We start from the raw sequence: 16,668 nt of genomic DNA on the forward strand, positions 1-16,668 counted from the left end.
CCCATCATGCCGTCAGGGGTAGCTACTACCGTAGGACGGGATGCACCAATGGCCAAAATAGAACCCTGTCCTGGGGGCAAAATCGCATCAAACCGGTCTACACCAAACATTCCTAAATTGGATAGGGTGAAAGTACCGGAATTATATTCCTCTGGCTGCAACTGCTTAGTTCTGGCACGGTCTACTAAATCTTTCCAAGTGCGAGACAGAGAATAAATATCCAGCTGCTCCGCATGGCGCAATACTGGGGTAATCAACCCACCATCAGCCATTGCCACAGCCACAGCTACATTAATGGAACTGTGATACTGAATTCCCCGTTCGGTATAACTAGCATTGACCAAGGGATGCTTCTGCAAGGTAACCGCTACTGCCTTAGCTAGCAGCCCGGTCATGGTAACACCCTTAGGCTTGATTTTTTTGTATAACTTATCTAACTCATCGGTAGTGATGGTGTAACCAACCCTGAAGGTAGGCACTTGCAGGCTGACCATCATATTCCGCACCACTGCATTTTGCAGGGTATTGAACGGCACCACTTCTCCCAGGGGTACAGCCGCAGCAGGTGCTGGCAGAGGCGCTGGCATAGTTGCTGGGATGGGAGTGGGCATTACAGCCGGTGTCGGGGGTGGTGCTGGGGTGGTGGTTACTGGTGCCGGGGGAGTACTCACTTTACCTGCTGCTGCTTCCACATCCTCAGCCACAATCCTGCCATGGGGACCACTTCCTCTCAAGGTATTCAGATCAATCCGTAATTCCTTCGCTAGTTTACGAGCTCGGGGAGAAGCAATAATTCGTCCATTACGGCGGCTGGGAGTATCAGCAATGGCAGCGGGAGCGGTCTGTACCGGTTCTGGGGTTGATGCCGTTGCTTGCTGAGGCGTTGCTGTGTCAATAGCTGGTGTAGATTGGGCAGCTTGTTGTTTAGCTGCTTCAATTTCCGCTTCCGTTTCGGCAATCAGAGCAATCGGGGCTCCCACCGGAGCAGTGTCACCAGCTGATACCGTGATTGTGGCAAGATAGCCTTCATAGAAGGACTCAACGTCCATATCAGCCTTATCCGACTCAACCACCACCACGGTTTCACCTTTTTCGACTTTGTCTCCGGGAGATTTTTCCCAGGAAACGATTTTGCCTTCGGTCATGGTTGAACTGAGGGCGGGCATGAAAACTTCGTGAATCATGGGGTGGTCTTCTAAATCAATTCTAGAGAGCTAGCAAAAACATTATGCCAGCTTGCATTGTAACTTGAATAAGCCCCAGAAAGCCATCGTACTCTGTAAAGAAACCATGAGGCGGGCTTCCATGGTTTTCTACAATACGGATATCCTGTTTGTCCTTGGGATTAGGGATTAGGTGCGATTCGTTAGCTATAAACCTTACCCGATAAGGGTATGGGGGATTAGCTGCGCTTGACATATGAACCTAGACAACTTGATAACCATGCAGGTGTTAGTCCAGCCCGGAGACAAAACCAAAGAATAGTGCAGCCTTAGTACAAAACCTTACTCCTATGATGCCTAACCTGCTGACCATAAAGGCTGCACTATTCTTTCGGTAACTTCTGACCCTCGCGGAATCCTCCTGACAGCCTTACCCCTATTAGTAAGACATAACTTGCTTACTGATAAAGCGGGGTCAAGTAGTGAAGCACTGCCAGCTATCATGTGGTGTTAGTAACAGCTCATGACTCATGGGTACACACCGAAGGTATGTTTAAATCATCGTCATGCTCAAGTGGCGCTTGCTTGCTGAATCGCCACAGACAAAAGTCAATGGGATTTTGACTAAAAGTTCTACTCCTAAAGCGAGATTCTACTACAATATCCCCGGTGAACAGTACCGCCCTAAAAGTCCAATCAATGGTTATCAGGAACGAAGTAACCTCTGTATTTGCTCTGATGAAGGTCAATACTAGAGTAGGTAGTTAGCCGCAAGGGATAGGTCGGTAAGATTGACGTCAGAAGCTAAAGTCACCGGGTAATGCAAACGAATATGCTGACGGACTCACATTTTAGGAAAAGAGATAGTTGTAAGTACCAATTGATAGGTCTAAAACCCTGGAATTTTTTTTCCAGACGGTGGAATGAAATAAGGTTAACAGGAGTGTGAATCTTATTGAAGTTGGAAAAGCGAATATTTCGAGCCCTTTTGCCATGGTCAAACATGGCCACTGAGGTACCAATGACAATGGTTCCTATAATGAGGAGCCGGGTGAAGGGAAACTTTCACGCCCGGTTTTGTTGGCGTAGCCTTCCCGAAGGGTAGACGAGTCAGTGAGGTGACTCACTGGCTTAGTTTAATGGGAGTGGGTAGCTACCAATCACTCTATACATGCTCATGGCTTTTAACTAAAAGCTCTTATCTAGCAAAGGGAGCAGGGAGTAGGGAGTAGGGAGTAGGGAGTAGGGAGTAGGGAACTTTTGATCAAAAATTCCCACAATTCATTATAGGTACCCTTGACGGCTGACAGGGTCAGTCTAATATCTAGTTTAGTATAATCTTAAATTGTATCGATTTTGGTTCCCGAATGAAGGTCACTTCACTAAATCTTTAATTAATAGACTCACACATTGAATAAATGAATAATTTATCCCAAGAGAGGAAACTTATACCTAACAGATAAGGTAAGCCAACATAAGATCACTATTATCATATACTTTGGAACGTAAAATTAGATGGAAAGCGTTAATTAAAACTCTCCAAAAAAATAAAAAAAAAACGATTAAAACGCTAAAATTCAGTAAGTATTTAAGGGTTTAAAAACCATGAAAAAGTTATCAACACTTACGCTCACAGCAGCCTTAGTTACTTTGGTAACAGTAGGTGCTAATCCCGCTCTAGCTGATACATACTTACTGGATTTTGAAAAGGATGATGCTGGTAACCTTCTCCAGGCGGGAACTAAAACAAATATTGGTGAGCAATGGGCAAAATTCGGTGTGCATATAACCAGTAATAAAGGGTCTAATCATCCCTTAAGGTTATTCAACAGCAATTGCGGACCTGATTTTGGGATTACATGCAGCGGTGGAGACGCTGACTTAGCCACGGGACCTTCATTTGGGACGAAGCCACAGGGTAACGTCTTAATTATCAATGAGAACACAAATGAAGAACCTGACGACTGGGCTGGCGGTGGCATCATTTCCTTTGCTTTTGATAAACCCGTTTCTCTCGATTATGTCACCCTTATAGACATTGATGAGAATCTAAATAATACAAACGGATATCTGGAAGCCTTTCTGAAGGATGGCACAACAGAGAAACAATCACTAACACTTGGGACAGACAACTCCCTATCCACTTACGATTTCAGCTATCTTCCTGAATATTCAGTGACCAAGCTAGATATTAAACTACCAGGAAGTGGTGCGGTCTCTGGCATCAAGTTTCGCGATTTCCCAGATCCCCCTAAGCCTTCTAAGAAAGTTCCCGAACCAACTTCGACATTGGGTCTGTTGATGTTGGGTGCTATGGGTGCAGGGTCAGTGTTCAAGCGCTATAAATAATACCATCAGTAATTAGATGGACTTGGGTTAAGGGAATAATCTGTTTTGTGGAGTGTTAAGTGTTAAGTGTTGACCGTTGAATGTCGAGTTTTGAGCTTTGACTGTTGACTGTCAACAGCCGACAAGTTAGCTTGATTTCTATTGAATGCAAGTTGGTATGAAATGCTTAACAAAAAACTTTCCTTGACCGTGCTTACAGGTATTATCCTAATCCTGAGTGCTTGCAATCTGATTAGCAAACCCCCTGCACCGAAACCAACTGAGTCTCCTGCTAATGTCCAGACCAAGCGAGAAGACTACAAAGCCATTGACCTAGCCAATAAGGCAACACCTGATCAGCTGATTGGTGCCGATCCAAAAGCGATCGCATTATCTACCTTTGGTCAAAACCAATCACTGTTGATTGAAGGAAACTTTGATCAACAGGTCAAGGTAGATTATCCTAAACCTGATCAAGCGGTAGTCACCATCACTCAAACGGGTTTACAGGATGACTCTGTACGTGGCATCCGGTATCGTATTGAGTTATCACCCAAGGAATCAGCCCAAACTGGCAAACAGTGGCAGATCATGTGGGCTGGTCAACAGTTTACCTGTCGAGAGGGTCGGGGTCATCAGGATTGGTCTACGGAATTTTGCCAGTAATCGCTGGCTCAATGGCAAAGGGGTGAAAGACAATACACTTTTAAACACGGATAGACAGATAACCAACTATCTGTCTATCCGTGTCTATTCATCTGGTGTGACCTTTTCCTTAATCTGTAGCTATTAATTCAGCCTTGACATCGTACTAAATATCACCGCGAATTTCTTCGATAACCCCATCCCGCAGCAGAATTTCCACGTTCATCTTTTTGACTAGGTTATCTCCCTCTTCCACCCTGAAGAAGCTTTCTAGCTGACCTTGACTAACTTCCTGGTCGAGTTCGAGGGTTTGGACTTGTTGTAGTTGCTGAAGTTGCTGGTTTTTCTGCTCTAGCAGTTCACTTTTCTTTTGATTGACCTGGGTTTGAATGCTTTCAATTTGTTGCGATACCTGAGGACCAGGAGGATTCACGCTCTGGTTTTTAATCTCAGCGATCGCTTTTTGTCCCTGCAGATCAATCTGTTGCAGTTGGCCGTCGAGTTGGTTGATTTGATTTTGTAGTTGTTGCTGAACCTCTTCCTTCCATCGAGGGGTAACGATGGCTTTGATATTAATTGGCCGTTTCAAGAGTAAGTTCTTATTAGAGTCGTCCATATGCGTTCCACTATGTAAGTTTGAGGGATTGAGAGTGTGACTGGTTATATTGCTCAATAATTCTGAGAAAGAAGATTGAGGTTCAGTCTCAAGGTTCGAGGCCCGCACCTCTAAACCTTCTAACGTTTTAACAGAAACTCGCGGAATTCCCCACCTTCTTTGACGGTGGGGATGGATAGCCGAACGATTGATTATATGCTAATATCAAAATAACTCGCTTAGGTTTACATGGTCAGGCATGGGCTGATGATAGTTGAGCTAGGTGGATAAGAGATGTAGTCAAAGTGCGTGAACGAACTCGACCACCGTTCGCCAAAGCGTTTCGGCTTTCTCCGACGCTACGCGAACTGAAAAGGCAAGCGCAAGATGTCATGAGACATCATCGACTGGAACACCAGTTATAAACCGCGAAAACCAAGCGGCAAAAAAAGAATTACTGCCTGGGTCAGACGGGCGGCTGCCTGTGGAAGCTAAGTAAGACCATCACCAGATTCAGTTCTGGACTTTCTATCTGCACGGAAGTACCCAACCTGGCATCAGCGGATGAAACGGGAAATCCTAAAGACGAATAAGACCGTCCTTGTGACGCCAGTTGGAAGCCCCAACTTGAGCGGATCTTGTTGGGGTACTTCACGCAAACATCGCGTCAATGATAGCGCGATAGCGTTCCGTGACTACAGGTCGTCGGATTTTAAAGGTTTGAGTCATCATGCCATTTTCCTGGGAAAACGGCTCTAGAATTAGCCTAAAGGTGCTGATGCGGTCATCTTGGCGATAACCTGGTCGATTTTGGACTTCTCGGTTTAATTCAGTCCGGTATAACGTCTGAACCTCTTTAATATTTAAATCAACATCTTGAGCGAATACGTCAAGGGGAAGATTTTGAGCCGCTACCCACCCTTGCAAGGCATCTAAATTTGGTACTATTAAAGCACCCAATGCCTTTTGGTCTTGACCAACCAGCATAATCTGGTCAATGTAAGCACTACGCAAACAAGCATCTTCTATCGGTTGTGGCTCGATATTTTCCCCATTGGTAAGAACTATAGTATCTTTGGCTCTGCCAGTGAGTACCAAATCATTCTGGGGGGTCACCCAACCTAAATCCCCTGTATCAAACCACCGGTCTCGATCAATTGCCTTAGCGGTAGCTTCTGGTTTGTGATAATATTCCTGCATTACCTGTGCTCCCTTTACCATCACCAAGCCTGTTTGACCTTGGGGTAAAGGCTGATGAGTCTCAGGGTCAACAATCCGGATTTGAGTGTGCGGTAAAGGTGGTCCAGCACTAAAACGCAGGTTACGATAGGAACGCCGGGCATTAGTAACGGGAGAGGTTTCGGTTAACCCATAGCCGACTAGGACTTCGACACCAATAATCTCAAAGAAGTTATCCAAGTGCCTCGCTAAGGAACCCCCACCACTAATGACTTGCTTGATTTCTCCCCCAGTGGCTTCCCGGACTTTTTGATAAACTAGTTTATTGGCTAATTGATGAACCGGCCATAAATAGGAAGCTTGCACTGTGGCCAATAGTTTTTGGATTGGTGAAGGATTTAAATTATCTAAGGTCAACCCCTGAGCAAGCCGTCGTGCCTCGATGTAGCGTTGACTGATCCCTAGCAGGTTTTGGACTAATTTCTGCTTACCTTGGGGTTGCTCACGAAACTGCTTTTGCACCCCCTCATAAATCGATTCCCACAGTCGGGGTACTCCGACCATAAAGTTAGGTTTGAAGGTTTTAAGGTCTTTTTTGACATGGCGCAGGTTGGTGTAAATCTGGGTGGAACCCTGAGATAATAGAAAATACTCCGCTGAGCGTTCGTAGGCGTGCCAGGTAGGCAGGATAGAAAGAACGCGATCGCCTTTTTGGATTTCTATTACTGCACCAAGGGTGTTGACCTGATGCAGGAGATTACCATGGCTCAGCATCACCCCTTTGGGTTTGCCTGTGGTACCAGACGTATACAGCAGAGTTGCCAAGGTTTCCCGGTTATGGTTAGCTTTGGTCAGAGACCGAGATGCCCCGGCTTCCATGAGTTGAGTATAGTTAACAATTTGTCGGGATGATCCGGTCGATACTGGTTGTTCTTCAGAAAGGAGAATCACTAATTCAATGGGTAGCCCATCCAAGCGATCGCCTAATTTTTCCAAAGTTTTGAGGTTTTCTAGCACCACAGCAGTGCTACCGCTATCTTCGAGAATATAAAGCAATTCCTGCCGTTCTGCTTGACCTGAGCGCACCACATTTACTGCTCCTGCACTCATGATACCCTGATCGGCAACTAGCCATCGAGGAGAGTTATCAGCAAATAACGCAATTCGGGTAGGAATACCCTTCTCATCGAGTGTTGGCTGGAAGCCTAGGGATTGTAATCCAGCCGCAAATTGCTCGATTTGCTCCTGCAACTGGGTATAGGTCAGGGTCGAAGCTGGAGCACCATGAGCTCCCACAGCGTGAGGGTCTTGCAGAGCAATGATTGACCCAAAGCGTTGGGCAGCAAGGGGCCAGATTTCTGGTATCGACTCTAGTGAAGAGTAATCAGCAACACGCTTGAGGTAAACTCTCTCTTGTTGTCTGAGGCGTTCTGCATACTGGTTTTTCGACATTCATCAACTCCCTGATTGCTTCGGTAGCTCTTTCTACCATACTCTTCTGCTTAGAGGTGATTGGCAGTGTTGAGTGGACACTATAGTTTCTGTCTTAGATGAAGTCTGGTTAATCACTCGTAGAATAGTCCACACTCACCAGAGTTAGCCGAGTCACCATAGTCACCAGAGTCACCCCATGAGCTAATCACCTGATTACCCCAGCATCCTATGCCCTAAGCATGAGCGATCGCGTGGTAATCTCAGTAAAAATTCATGGTGTACTACTCTAAAAATTCATCTGGCATGAGTTTAATAGCATCTAAGGGTGAGGCAAGGTATTCTACCGTTGCTTGCCTGAAGACAAATTGGATTAAAAGCCTGCAACAGCAAGTTAATTCCAAATCCCACTTATAGCTTCCCTTTAGCCTAAACCAATAATAAATAGCGGCTAGACATAGGGGAAGCCTTCTCGAAGATGACAAAGTCTGCGCTTCGCTGACTAGATGATCAAAATAATCAACGGGGTTTTGAACCGGGATTTGGTATCAGACGATACATGAATTTTGTAGCATTAAAGCTCAACTGAGGAACTATACTGGTTCAAAATTAGTTTTCAATTTCCACCCTACTATCAATAGCATTACCATCTTTGCCAAGTAAAGGATTCAGATGACCTATCTCGAAACAACTGCTGAATTTTATTCTGAAGTCGCTCAAACACCCCAAGTTGGTTTGTGTTGTGTCCAAAGTAGCCCCTTACAACTGCCAGGACTGAAAATTCCTCCACTGATGGCGGAGATGAATTATGGCTGCGGTACTACGGTACATCCCACAGAACTCAGCAATCAGCCAACTGTCCTCTATGTCGGTGTTGGTGGTGGCTTGGAGGCGTTACAATTTGCTTATTTTTCCCAACGTCCAGGGGGTGTGATTGCTGTTGAGCCAGTTCAGGCCATGCGGGAGGCGGCTACCCGTAACCTGAAAATTGCTGCTCAAGACAATGCCTGGTTTGACCAGAGTTTTGTGGAAATTCGGGAAGGGGATGCCTTTGCCCTACCGATGCCAGATGATTCTGTAGATGTGGTTGCTCAGAATTGCCTATTCAACATCTTTGAACCGGCTGACCTGATGAAGGCACTCAAAGAAGCCTATCGAGTGTTAAAACCAGGTGGACGACTGTTAATGAGTGACCCCATTGCAACTCGTCCGATTCCACCCCATCTACAGGAAGATGAGCGGCTACGAGCTATGTGTCTGTCTGGTGCGCTCACTTATCAATCCTATGTTCAGCACCTGGTCAGGTCAGGTTTTGGTCAAGTAGAAATTCGAGCAAAGCGTCCCTATCGGCTTCTGGATTGCCAAAACTACAACCTAGAAGAACCCCTGCTGCTGGAAAGTCTGGATTCTGTTTCTTTCAAAGTTGTGATCCCAGAGGATGGACCATGTATTTTTACTGGCAAGACAGCAATTTACATGGGCGCGGAAGAGTTTTTTGATGACAATGCGGGACACATCCTCTCCCGTGGTGTGCCAGCCGCTGTTTGTGATAAAACAGCCGCGAAATTAGGAAAGGTGAATCCAGAAGAAATCTTAGTCACTGATTCAACTTGGCACTATGTTGGTGGTGGTTGTTGTTAAAGGTGAAGTATGAAGTATGAAGTATGAAGTATGAAGTATGAAGTATGAATGCTGTTCATCTTTGGCATCTGAAGTAGAGTAGGCTGAAGAATAAAAACCATGGATTTGTTTATCAACCAATCCATGGTCTAATTAAAGATTAGTAAATTACAAATCCTACTTTAGAAGTAATACTTCAGAAGTCATCCTTCAAAATTAATACTTCTAGCAATTACAAGTCAATAAAACTTATGATTAAAACAGACGTTTCAGCTGTTACACCGTTCCACAAAAAACTGCAATCTCCCTTAAGTAAACACCCAATAACGGTTTTACAAATTAATCTGGGGAAGCGTTGTAATCTAGCTTGTACTCACTGCCATGTGGAAGCTGGTCCTAAACGAACTGAAGAACTTTCTCCAGAAATTTGTGACCAGCTTATTAAGCTGATTCATCAGTTTCATCAAATTAAGACCGTTGACTTGACTGGTGGTGCGCCAGAGATTAATTATGGCTTTAAGCCATTAGTTGAAGCAGCATACCAAACCGGAAAGGAGGTGATTGTTCGGTCAAATTTGACCATTTATTTTGAACCGGGATATGAGGATATACCTGACTATTTCGCTAAGCACCAATTACGAGTAGTAGCTTCTTTGCCTTGTTATCTGGAAGATAATGTAGATAAAATGCGCGGCAAGGGGGTTTACGATGATTCGATTCGGGCGATTCAATGGCTGAATCGGTTGGGCTATGGCAGAAACCCCAAATTAATTCTTGATTTGGTCTACAATCCTTCCTTGCCACTGAGTGAAAAGTTTTCTATGACTCCTAATCAGGTTAAGTTGGAAAAGGATTATAAAGTGTTCCTAAAAGAACAGTTTGATATTGACTTCAACCAGCTATTTACAATTACAAATATCCCCGTTGGTAGAACAAAGTTTCATTTACAACGCACCAAGCTATATGCTCCCTATATGGTGTTTCTAGAAAACAGTTTCAATGCCAGTACGGTGCAGCATTTGATGTGTCGCAATGAATTGTCTATTGACTATCTGGGTAATGTCTACGATTGCGATTTTAATCAGATGGAAAATGTAGCAGCAACCTCTCGCACTGGAGAAAGGTTGACAGTTAGTAAACTTCTGGAAGCAGGAAGTTTAGACATAATTGAGGAAATTCGTACCGCTTCCTATTGCTATGGCTGTACAGCAGGGTCTGGTTCCAGTTGTGGTGGTGCTTTGATTTGATCCAATCAGAGTTTTTTTGATTATAATATGAATTAATTTTCATATCAATGATAATTCAACTGCTGACAAGTGCTGAATTATGAACTCAAAACAGAGGAGTAACAAGCGAGAGTTAGCCACCTAATTTATTGGGTGGCCGGGGAGCGTACCGGTATTTATACCGGCTCTCGTGTCATGGGAGCTGCTTTGTCCTACCCAAAGTTTCTAGAAATTCAGAAAGGCTTAAATTGGCTTCTTTAGCCATTTCTTTTAGTCCATTCCAGGCCGTTTCTGTAGTCATTACACTATAGGATTTTTTTCGCACACCATGCAAGCTCGGTCTTCCCACTTTTTTCTTGATTTTTTCTGGCATTTGCTTGACACATTAATTATCCGGGTATATAATTAATGTAGCACAACAAAAGGTCGATAGAATGTACGGATGTCAGCAGCACCTAATAACTACAACGACTGAGAATCAGGCATTCATAGAGTTCATCTGTTCGGAAGCCAACAAGTTAACAAATTGTGGCTTATATTATTGCCGTCAAATGTTGTTTAAGGTTGGCAAATACCTTAACAACGCGGAACTGGATAAGATAATGAAGACAAATGTCCACTTCAGGGCATTAAGATCTGCATGTGCTCAACAAACTTTACACGGAGTCATTGAGTCTTTCAAGTCTTACAAAGCTCTCAAGAAAAAGTATGACAAAGGGCAATTGACAGATAAGCCTAGAGTTCCAAAGTATCGTAAGAAAGGAGGGTTATCTGTAGTTAGCTATCCTGCCCGCTGGGTAAAGCTGGTAAAAGGTCAACTCAAATTTACCCTGGGAAAGCAAGTTAAAGCCTGGTTTGGCATTGATCACTTTCTACTACCTATGCCATCCAATATAGACTTCAAGTCAATTAAAGAGTATCGTTTTGTCCCCAGGAATGGCTGTTTTTATCTGGAGTTTGTATACGAGCGACCAAAACCAAAGCCGGTAACACCTACAGAGAATGTATTAGGTATCGACCCCGGCCTCAATAACTGGTTAACTTGCGTTTCTAATATTGGAAAATCTTTTATCGTAGATGGCAGAAAAGTCAAGTCACAAAACCAGTGGTACAATAAGCGAGTATCTGCAATCAAAAAAGGGAAACAATGCGACTATTGGGATGAACAACTAGCATCTCTGACTGAAAGACGCAACTGTCAAATGCGCGACAACGTGAACAAAGCGGCTAGATTTGTTGTTAACTGGTGTATAAGACATCAAATCAGTATAGTCGTTTTCGGTTGGAACAAAAGGAATAAAGATGGTATCAATATTGGTAATAAAAATAATCAGCAATTTGTTCAAATCCCTACCGCTAAATTAAAAAATAGAATTGAGCAGCTATGTATTGAGTACGGTATTAAATTTATTGAGACTGAAGAGAGCTATACCAGCAAGGCAAGTTTTCTAGATAATGATTTTCTACCTACGCTTGGTGGGAAACCCAAGGGGTGGAAAGAATCTGGAAGGCGAGTAAAGCGTGGACTTTATAGGTCTCGAAAAGGTGAATTAATTAACGCCGACTGTAATGGGGCTGGTAACATCCTCAGGAAAGTAGAGACACAGCTAGGGTTTCCCCTAGCCAAGGTCTGTAGAGCAGTTTTGAGCCTGCCACAACGATACAGATTAGATTCACTTTCTAAATCGTATCGTGAAGCAACTTCACGGAGCGCGGTTTTAACCCGCGAAGTGAAATCCGCTTAGAATCCCTGTGCTTTCAAGCCAGGGAGAGTTCAATAATCCGGTGCAATCCCTGAGTAATCAACAGATTGTGGATATCTATCAGGGCAAAATTGATAACTGGCAGGATGTGGGAGGCAAGAAGGCACCAATTACAGTAGTCAACAAAGCCGAGGGACGCTCTACCTTGGAGTTATTTCTGAAGTACTTCCAGCTGAAAAATAGCGAGATTAAGGCAGATGTGGTGATTGGGGATAATGAGCAGGGGATTAAAACAGTGGCGGGTAATCCTAATGGGATTGGTTATGTCTCCATTGGCACCGCAGAATATAGCAGCAAACAGGATGTTCCGATTAAATTACTGCCCGTTGCTGGAATAGCGGCAACCACAGAAAATGTTCAAAACGGCACTTTCCCGCTATCTCGTTCCCTGACGTTAGTAACCAAAACTATTCCGGTTGGGTTAGATAAAGCATTTATTGAGTTTTCGCGATCGCAAAAGGTACAAGACATTGTTAAAGAGCAAAACTTTGTCCCCCTCGAAGAATGAAGAATGAAGAATTAAGAATTAAGAATTAAGAATTAAGAATTAAGAATTAAGAATTAAGAATGAAGAATTAAGAATTAAGAATGAAGAATGAAGAATGAAGAATGAAGAATGAAGAATGAAGAATTAAGAATGCCACAAACTTTGAATTATTAATTATAATTCTCAATCCCCAAACCCTCTCCCCTGCTCCCCTGCTCCCCTGCTGTCAGAACAATAAAATTTAAATTAAGACCAGCTTATCAATGCCCAATTCTCAATTGTTAATTCTCAATTCTCAATTCTTAATTCTTAATTCTTAATTCTTAATTCTTAATTATAAATGCTCAATTTTTTTCGGAGTGATTCTCTCCTAATCTCGACCCTACAAGGCTGTGCTTTGGTGGCTGGTGCTATCGTGGTGCTGATTGTTGTGTTCCTAATCACGGAAGCCTTGCCAGTATTGGGACAAGTAGGATTACTCCCCTTTTTTACCGATCCATCCTGGCATCCTGCCGAGACTCTGTACAACTTCACCCCGATGCTTTGGGGTACCCTATTCGTCACGGCTGGGGCGATGCTAGTAGCCACACCCCTGGGAATTCTATCTGCAGTCTTTTGTCAGTATTACGCGCCTCCACCGATTGCTGGACTTTATAGACGGCTAATTGAATTGTTGGCAGGGATGCCCTCAGTTGTTTACGGCTTCTGGGGTTTGGTGAAGCTAGTTCCGTTAATTGGACGCTTCCAGCCACCAGGAGCCAGTCTTCTAGCTGGAATTGCGATTCTGACCCTGATGATTTTGCCAACTATTGCTCTGACCGCAGACGCTAGCTTTGCTAAAGTCCCCCCAGAATACCTACAGGGATCAGCAGCCCTGGGACTATCCCGCTGGGCAACAGTCAGAGGTGTTGTGTTTCCGGCTGCTAAGTCGGGGTTGTTTACTGGCTTGATTTTAGGAACAGGACGGGCGATTGGAGAAACTATGGCGGTGCTGATGGTGTGTGGCAATGTGGTGCAAACTCCCAAAAGCCTATTTGAGCCGATGCGAACTCTTACTGCCAATATCGCCTTGGAAATGGCTTACGCTATGGGCAATCACCGCTCAGCACTTTTTGTCAGTGGCTTGCTGCTGATGGCAATAATTTTGGTACTGGTAGCAATTGCAGAAATGATCAGCAAGGGAGGAATCTATGAGTAAGAACTTATATCAAGTCTGGTTGAATACCCATAATTAAGGAGAGGGTGGGGAGATGGGGAGATAGGGAGATAGGGACATAGGGACATAGGGAGATATTTATTAAGGGTAATTATCCTGACATGATATGAAAACGAAGCCACAACCGACAACCGACAACTTCCAACCTGCAACCGACAACTTCCAACCTGCAATCGACAACTTCCAAGTTTCAACGGTGATGATTTGGGCGATCGCACTGTTCGTAACTGCTGTATTCCTCTGGATTTTGAGTGATATCGTCTGGCACGGTGTCGGGCAAATTAACTGGGAATTCCTAACTACTACACCAAAGAATGCTGGACGGGAAGGAGGGATTGGTCCAATTCTGGTTTCCACTCTCCTAATTTTAGGTGTATGTATGACCGTTTCTGTTCCGATTGGAGTAGGGACAGCAATACTGCTAGCTGAGTTCACAGATACTAAGAGTATTTTCGGGCGTCTGGTTCGTCGTAGCTTAGATGTACTGGCAGGAGTACCCTCGATTGTCTTTGGGCTATTTGGCAATGCCTTTTTCTGCAAAACCCTAGGGCTAGGCTTTTCAATTTTGTCTGGGGGGTTGACATTAGCCTGTATGGTGTTGCCAATCCTAATTCGATCAACAGAGGAAGGGTTTCGCGCCGTTAGTGATGATTATCGCCTTTCTGCCACTGCCCTTGGTTTATCCCGCACTACCACTCTCTGGAATTTGCTGTTACCAGCGGCAGCACCGGGACTAGTGGTGGGATTAGTGTTAGGCATAGGGCGAGCGATCGCTGAGACCGCAGCACTGATCTTTACTAGTGGTTATGTGGATCGGATGCCAGAGTCTTTGCTGGATTCTGGGCGATCGCTGTCGATTCATATTTTTGATTTGTCGATGAATGTAACAGGGGGAAATGCTAATGCTTATGCCTCAGCTTTAGTGTTGCTAGTGTTGTTGTTGCTGATTAATGGTACAGCAGCATGGATGACTCAGTATTGGTTGCATCGGAGGGTGGAGTCTGTTTATAAGCAATCAGCAATCAGCAATCAGCAATCAGCTTTTTGAATAAAATATAGCAATTCTATCTCCCATGAGGTACAAAGGTATCCCCCTAAATCCCCCTTAAAAAGGTGGACTTTGAGGTTTATAACTGTACCTCATAAATTCAATAAACGCTATCAGCTGATTGCTTACGGCTTACCTAATTACTAATTAAAAATTCACATTAACAATTTCCAAAAACAATGGTTAACCCTTTAGAAATAAAACAGCGATTACCGGTAAGCCAGTCTATAAACGACCCATTGATTCAGACCGATCGGCTATGTTTACATTATGGAACAAAACCGGCCTTTGCTGATGTATCGTTGCCAATTTATAAAGGTTCCATTACAGCACTAGTGGGACCGTCTGGTTGTGGAAAGACTAGTTTTTTAAGTTGCCTAAATCGCTTGACAGATTTGATTCCTAATGCTAAAGTTACCGGTAGGATTCGCATTGGTTCCCTAGATGTGCTGAGTCCTCGGATGGATGCGATCGCAAAGCGTGGTGCGATGGAGCTAATTGCACTTCGTCGTCGTGTTGGAATGATTTTCCAAAAGCCGAGTCCCTTCCCCTTCTCAATCTGGAAGAATCTGGCCTTTCCGTTGCGGGAACATGGTGTTAAAAACCGGGATAACATTGCTCAGCTCATAGAAACCGCACTCCGGGATGTTGGTTTGTGGGATGAAGTAAAAGACCGACTACACACTTCGGCTCTTGCTCTATCTGGTGGTCAAAAGCAGCGCCTTTGCATTGCCCGTGCCTTGGTTTTGCAACCGGAAGTACTCCTATTAGATGAACCCTGTAGTGCCCTGGATCCCATATCCAGCGGTGTGGTCGAAGATTTGATAGCTAGGCTCAGGGGACGCTACACCCTGGTGATTGTTACCCACAACCTAGCTCAAGCCAGACGAATTGCTGACTATACTGCCGTCTTCTGGGTCAAGGAAGCAGTGGGGAGATTGATTGAATACGGCTGTGTGGAGCAGATTTTTGAACAGATTTTGTGACGCATTCCCACACCTGGCCTACGGCCACGCTGCGCGAACGTTCAGGTGGGGGTCAAGGAACAAAAAATTGTGTTATAATTAATTTAACTTGAGCGGTACGGCAAAGGACAGAACAAGATTCTGAGCAACCTAGAGGCACGACCTCTCAACGCCAGGGAAAACAAACCTGTAAATCCTTTGTAGTCGGTTTATATACGTCAGACTCTAGGTAAAAGTTTCTAAGAAAAGCCCCATAGCGGAAACGACTTGGGGGAAAAGTCCAGCAAAAGTCCTGGCTTTTCGGCGCGAATGCCGCCTGTCGCGAGGGATAAACCCTTGTAATCAAGACGGACACCCCCACCACGAGAACGCAGGTGGGGGAAGCATTCATTCACCTCAACAAGCCTTGACAGCTGCCTATGTGAATGGAATGAGAGGATAAAGCTGTGCTCTTCCCTGCTCCGAATTCCCGTAAGCATATGCGCTACGCGCACGCTGCGCGAACAGCGGTCAGCCGTCAGTGGTCAGCCGTCAGCTTATTTTATTCAAAAGCTGATAGCTGATAGCTGATAGCTGATAGCTGATAGCTGATAGCTGATAGTTGATAGCTGATAGCTGATAGCTGATAGCTGATAGCTGATAGCTGATAGCTGACGATTGGGCGTTGCTGATTCTGAGTATGGTTTCGCCCCCCTAGGGCGTGTTTTCAAAGTTTTCCGCAAGATTTAGATCCCCCCCAGCCCCCCGCGCGGAAGGGGGAGCCATACTCAAAGTCCCCCTTTTTTAAGGGGGATTTAGGGGGATCTCAGAGTTTGAAGACACGCCCTAGCCCCCCAATTCTGGGGGGAACAAAACTATCAAAGTCCCCCAAAGTTGATACCGCTGGCGAAATTAATATTTGTTTAGACATAGGTCAACCGGTCGGCCCAAGAGCAGCAAAACGAGAACATCGGGTAGCTGCAAATGGAACTCCCTGCCACCAATTAACCAAACGCACAATAT

The 16,668-nt window shown here is 44.6% G+C and carries 14 protein-coding genes; 10 read left to right on the plus strand and 4 right to left on the minus strand.

The genetic code is table 11. The annotated features are described in order from the left end of the window. The coding region (locus tag F6K53_RS33070) for a dihydrolipoamide acetyltransferase family protein (RefSeq protein ID WP_293083629.1) at nucleotides 1-1,184 on the minus strand (1,184 nt) is incomplete at its 3' end. Between the two features lie 1,584 nt (nucleotides 1,185-2,768). On the opposite strand from F6K53_RS33070, the gene F6K53_RS33075 reads away from it, so the two are divergent. Together F6K53_RS33075 and F6K53_RS33080 are read left to right on the plus strand one after the other, a co-directional pair. Continuing rightward, complete coding sequence (locus F6K53_RS33075) at nucleotides 2,769-3,512, plus strand: PEP-CTERM sorting domain-containing protein (protein ID WP_293070787.1); 744 nt, start codon at nucleotides 2,769-2,771, stop codon at nucleotides 3,510-3,512. A 162-nt stretch (nucleotides 3,513-3,674) separates the two neighbouring features. Further along, nucleotides 3,675-4,157 carry a hypothetical protein gene (locus tag F6K53_RS33080; protein WP_293070789.1) on the plus strand — a complete coding sequence of 161 codons (483 nt, stop codon included), beginning with the start codon at nucleotides 3,675-3,677 and terminating at the stop codon, nucleotides 4,155-4,157. 145 nt (nucleotides 4,158-4,302) lie between these two features. Here the strand turns inward: F6K53_RS33080 and F6K53_RS33085 are convergent, their stop codons facing one another. Both F6K53_RS33085 and F6K53_RS33090 read right to left on the minus strand, forming a co-directional pair. Further along, complete coding sequence (locus F6K53_RS33085) at nucleotides 4,303-4,752, minus strand: YlqD family protein (protein ID WP_044495479.1); 450 nt, start codon at nucleotides 4,750-4,752, stop codon at nucleotides 4,303-4,305. Between the two features lie 630 nt (nucleotides 4,753-5,382). Then, on the minus strand, nucleotides 5,383-7,362 hold the full coding sequence (locus F6K53_RS33090) for an AMP-binding protein (RefSeq protein ID WP_293083632.1): 1,980 nt from the start codon (nucleotides 7,360-7,362) through the stop codon (nucleotides 5,383-5,385). Nucleotides 7,363-8,013: 651 nt separating this feature from the next. On the opposite strand from F6K53_RS33090, the gene arsM reads away from it, so the two are divergent. Next, nucleotides 8,014-8,982, plus strand: coding sequence for an arsenosugar biosynthesis arsenite methyltransferase ArsM (arsM, locus tag F6K53_RS33095; protein ID WP_293074616.1), 969 nt, complete (start codon nucleotides 8,014-8,016; stop codon nucleotides 8,980-8,982). 230 nt (nucleotides 8,983-9,212) lie between these two features. Further along, complete coding sequence (gene arsS / locus F6K53_RS33100; protein WP_293083635.1) at nucleotides 9,213-10,208, plus strand: arsenosugar biosynthesis radical SAM (seleno)protein ArsS; 996 nt, start codon at nucleotides 9,213-9,215, stop codon at nucleotides 10,206-10,208. A 172-nt stretch (nucleotides 10,209-10,380) separates the two neighbouring features. Here arsS and F6K53_RS33105 read toward each other — a convergent pair whose 3' ends face one another. Continuing rightward, nucleotides 10,381-10,560 carry a hypothetical protein gene (locus F6K53_RS33105; RefSeq protein WP_070395189.1) on the minus strand — a complete coding sequence of 60 codons (180 nt, stop codon included), beginning with the start codon at nucleotides 10,558-10,560 and terminating at the stop codon, nucleotides 10,381-10,383. A gap of 61 nt (nucleotides 10,561-10,621) precedes the next feature. On the opposite strand from F6K53_RS33105, the gene F6K53_RS33110 reads away from it, so the two are divergent. The 6 genes from F6K53_RS33110 to F6K53_RS33135 form a co-directional block, all read left to right on the plus strand. Further along, nucleotides 10,622-11,932, plus strand: coding sequence for a transposase (locus tag F6K53_RS33110; RefSeq protein ID WP_293072806.1), 1,311 nt, complete (start codon nucleotides 10,622-10,624; stop codon nucleotides 11,930-11,932). A 7-nt stretch (nucleotides 11,933-11,939) separates the two neighbouring features. Further along, on the plus strand, nucleotides 11,940-12,458 hold the full coding sequence (locus F6K53_RS33115) for a substrate-binding domain-containing protein (protein ID WP_293072809.1): 519 nt from the start codon (nucleotides 11,940-11,942) through the stop codon (nucleotides 12,456-12,458). A 319-nt stretch (nucleotides 12,459-12,777) separates the two neighbouring features. Further along, complete coding sequence (pstC, locus tag F6K53_RS33120; RefSeq protein WP_293072812.1) at nucleotides 12,778-13,635, plus strand: phosphate ABC transporter permease subunit PstC; 858 nt, start codon at nucleotides 12,778-12,780, stop codon at nucleotides 13,633-13,635. A gap of 124 nt (nucleotides 13,636-13,759) precedes the next feature. Then, nucleotides 13,760-14,701: a phosphate ABC transporter permease PstA gene (gene pstA, locus F6K53_RS33125; protein ID WP_293083638.1), complete on the plus strand. Its 942-nt coding sequence runs from the start codon at nucleotides 13,760-13,762 to the stop codon at nucleotides 14,699-14,701. 179 nt (nucleotides 14,702-14,880) lie between these two features. Next, nucleotides 14,881-15,687: a phosphate ABC transporter ATP-binding protein gene (locus F6K53_RS33130; RefSeq protein WP_293083641.1), complete on the plus strand. Its 807-nt coding sequence runs from the start codon at nucleotides 14,881-14,883 to the stop codon at nucleotides 15,685-15,687. A gap of 791 nt (nucleotides 15,688-16,478) precedes the next feature. After that, nucleotides 16,479-16,668, plus strand: a 190-nt coding sequence (locus F6K53_RS33135) for a hypothetical protein (RefSeq protein WP_293083643.1), incomplete at its 3' end; no start/stop codon positions are given.

This window comes from Moorena sp. SIO4A1 (assembly GCF_010672065.1).
Taxonomy (GTDB): domain Bacteria; phylum Cyanobacteriota; class Cyanobacteriia; order Cyanobacteriales; family Coleofasciculaceae; genus Moorena.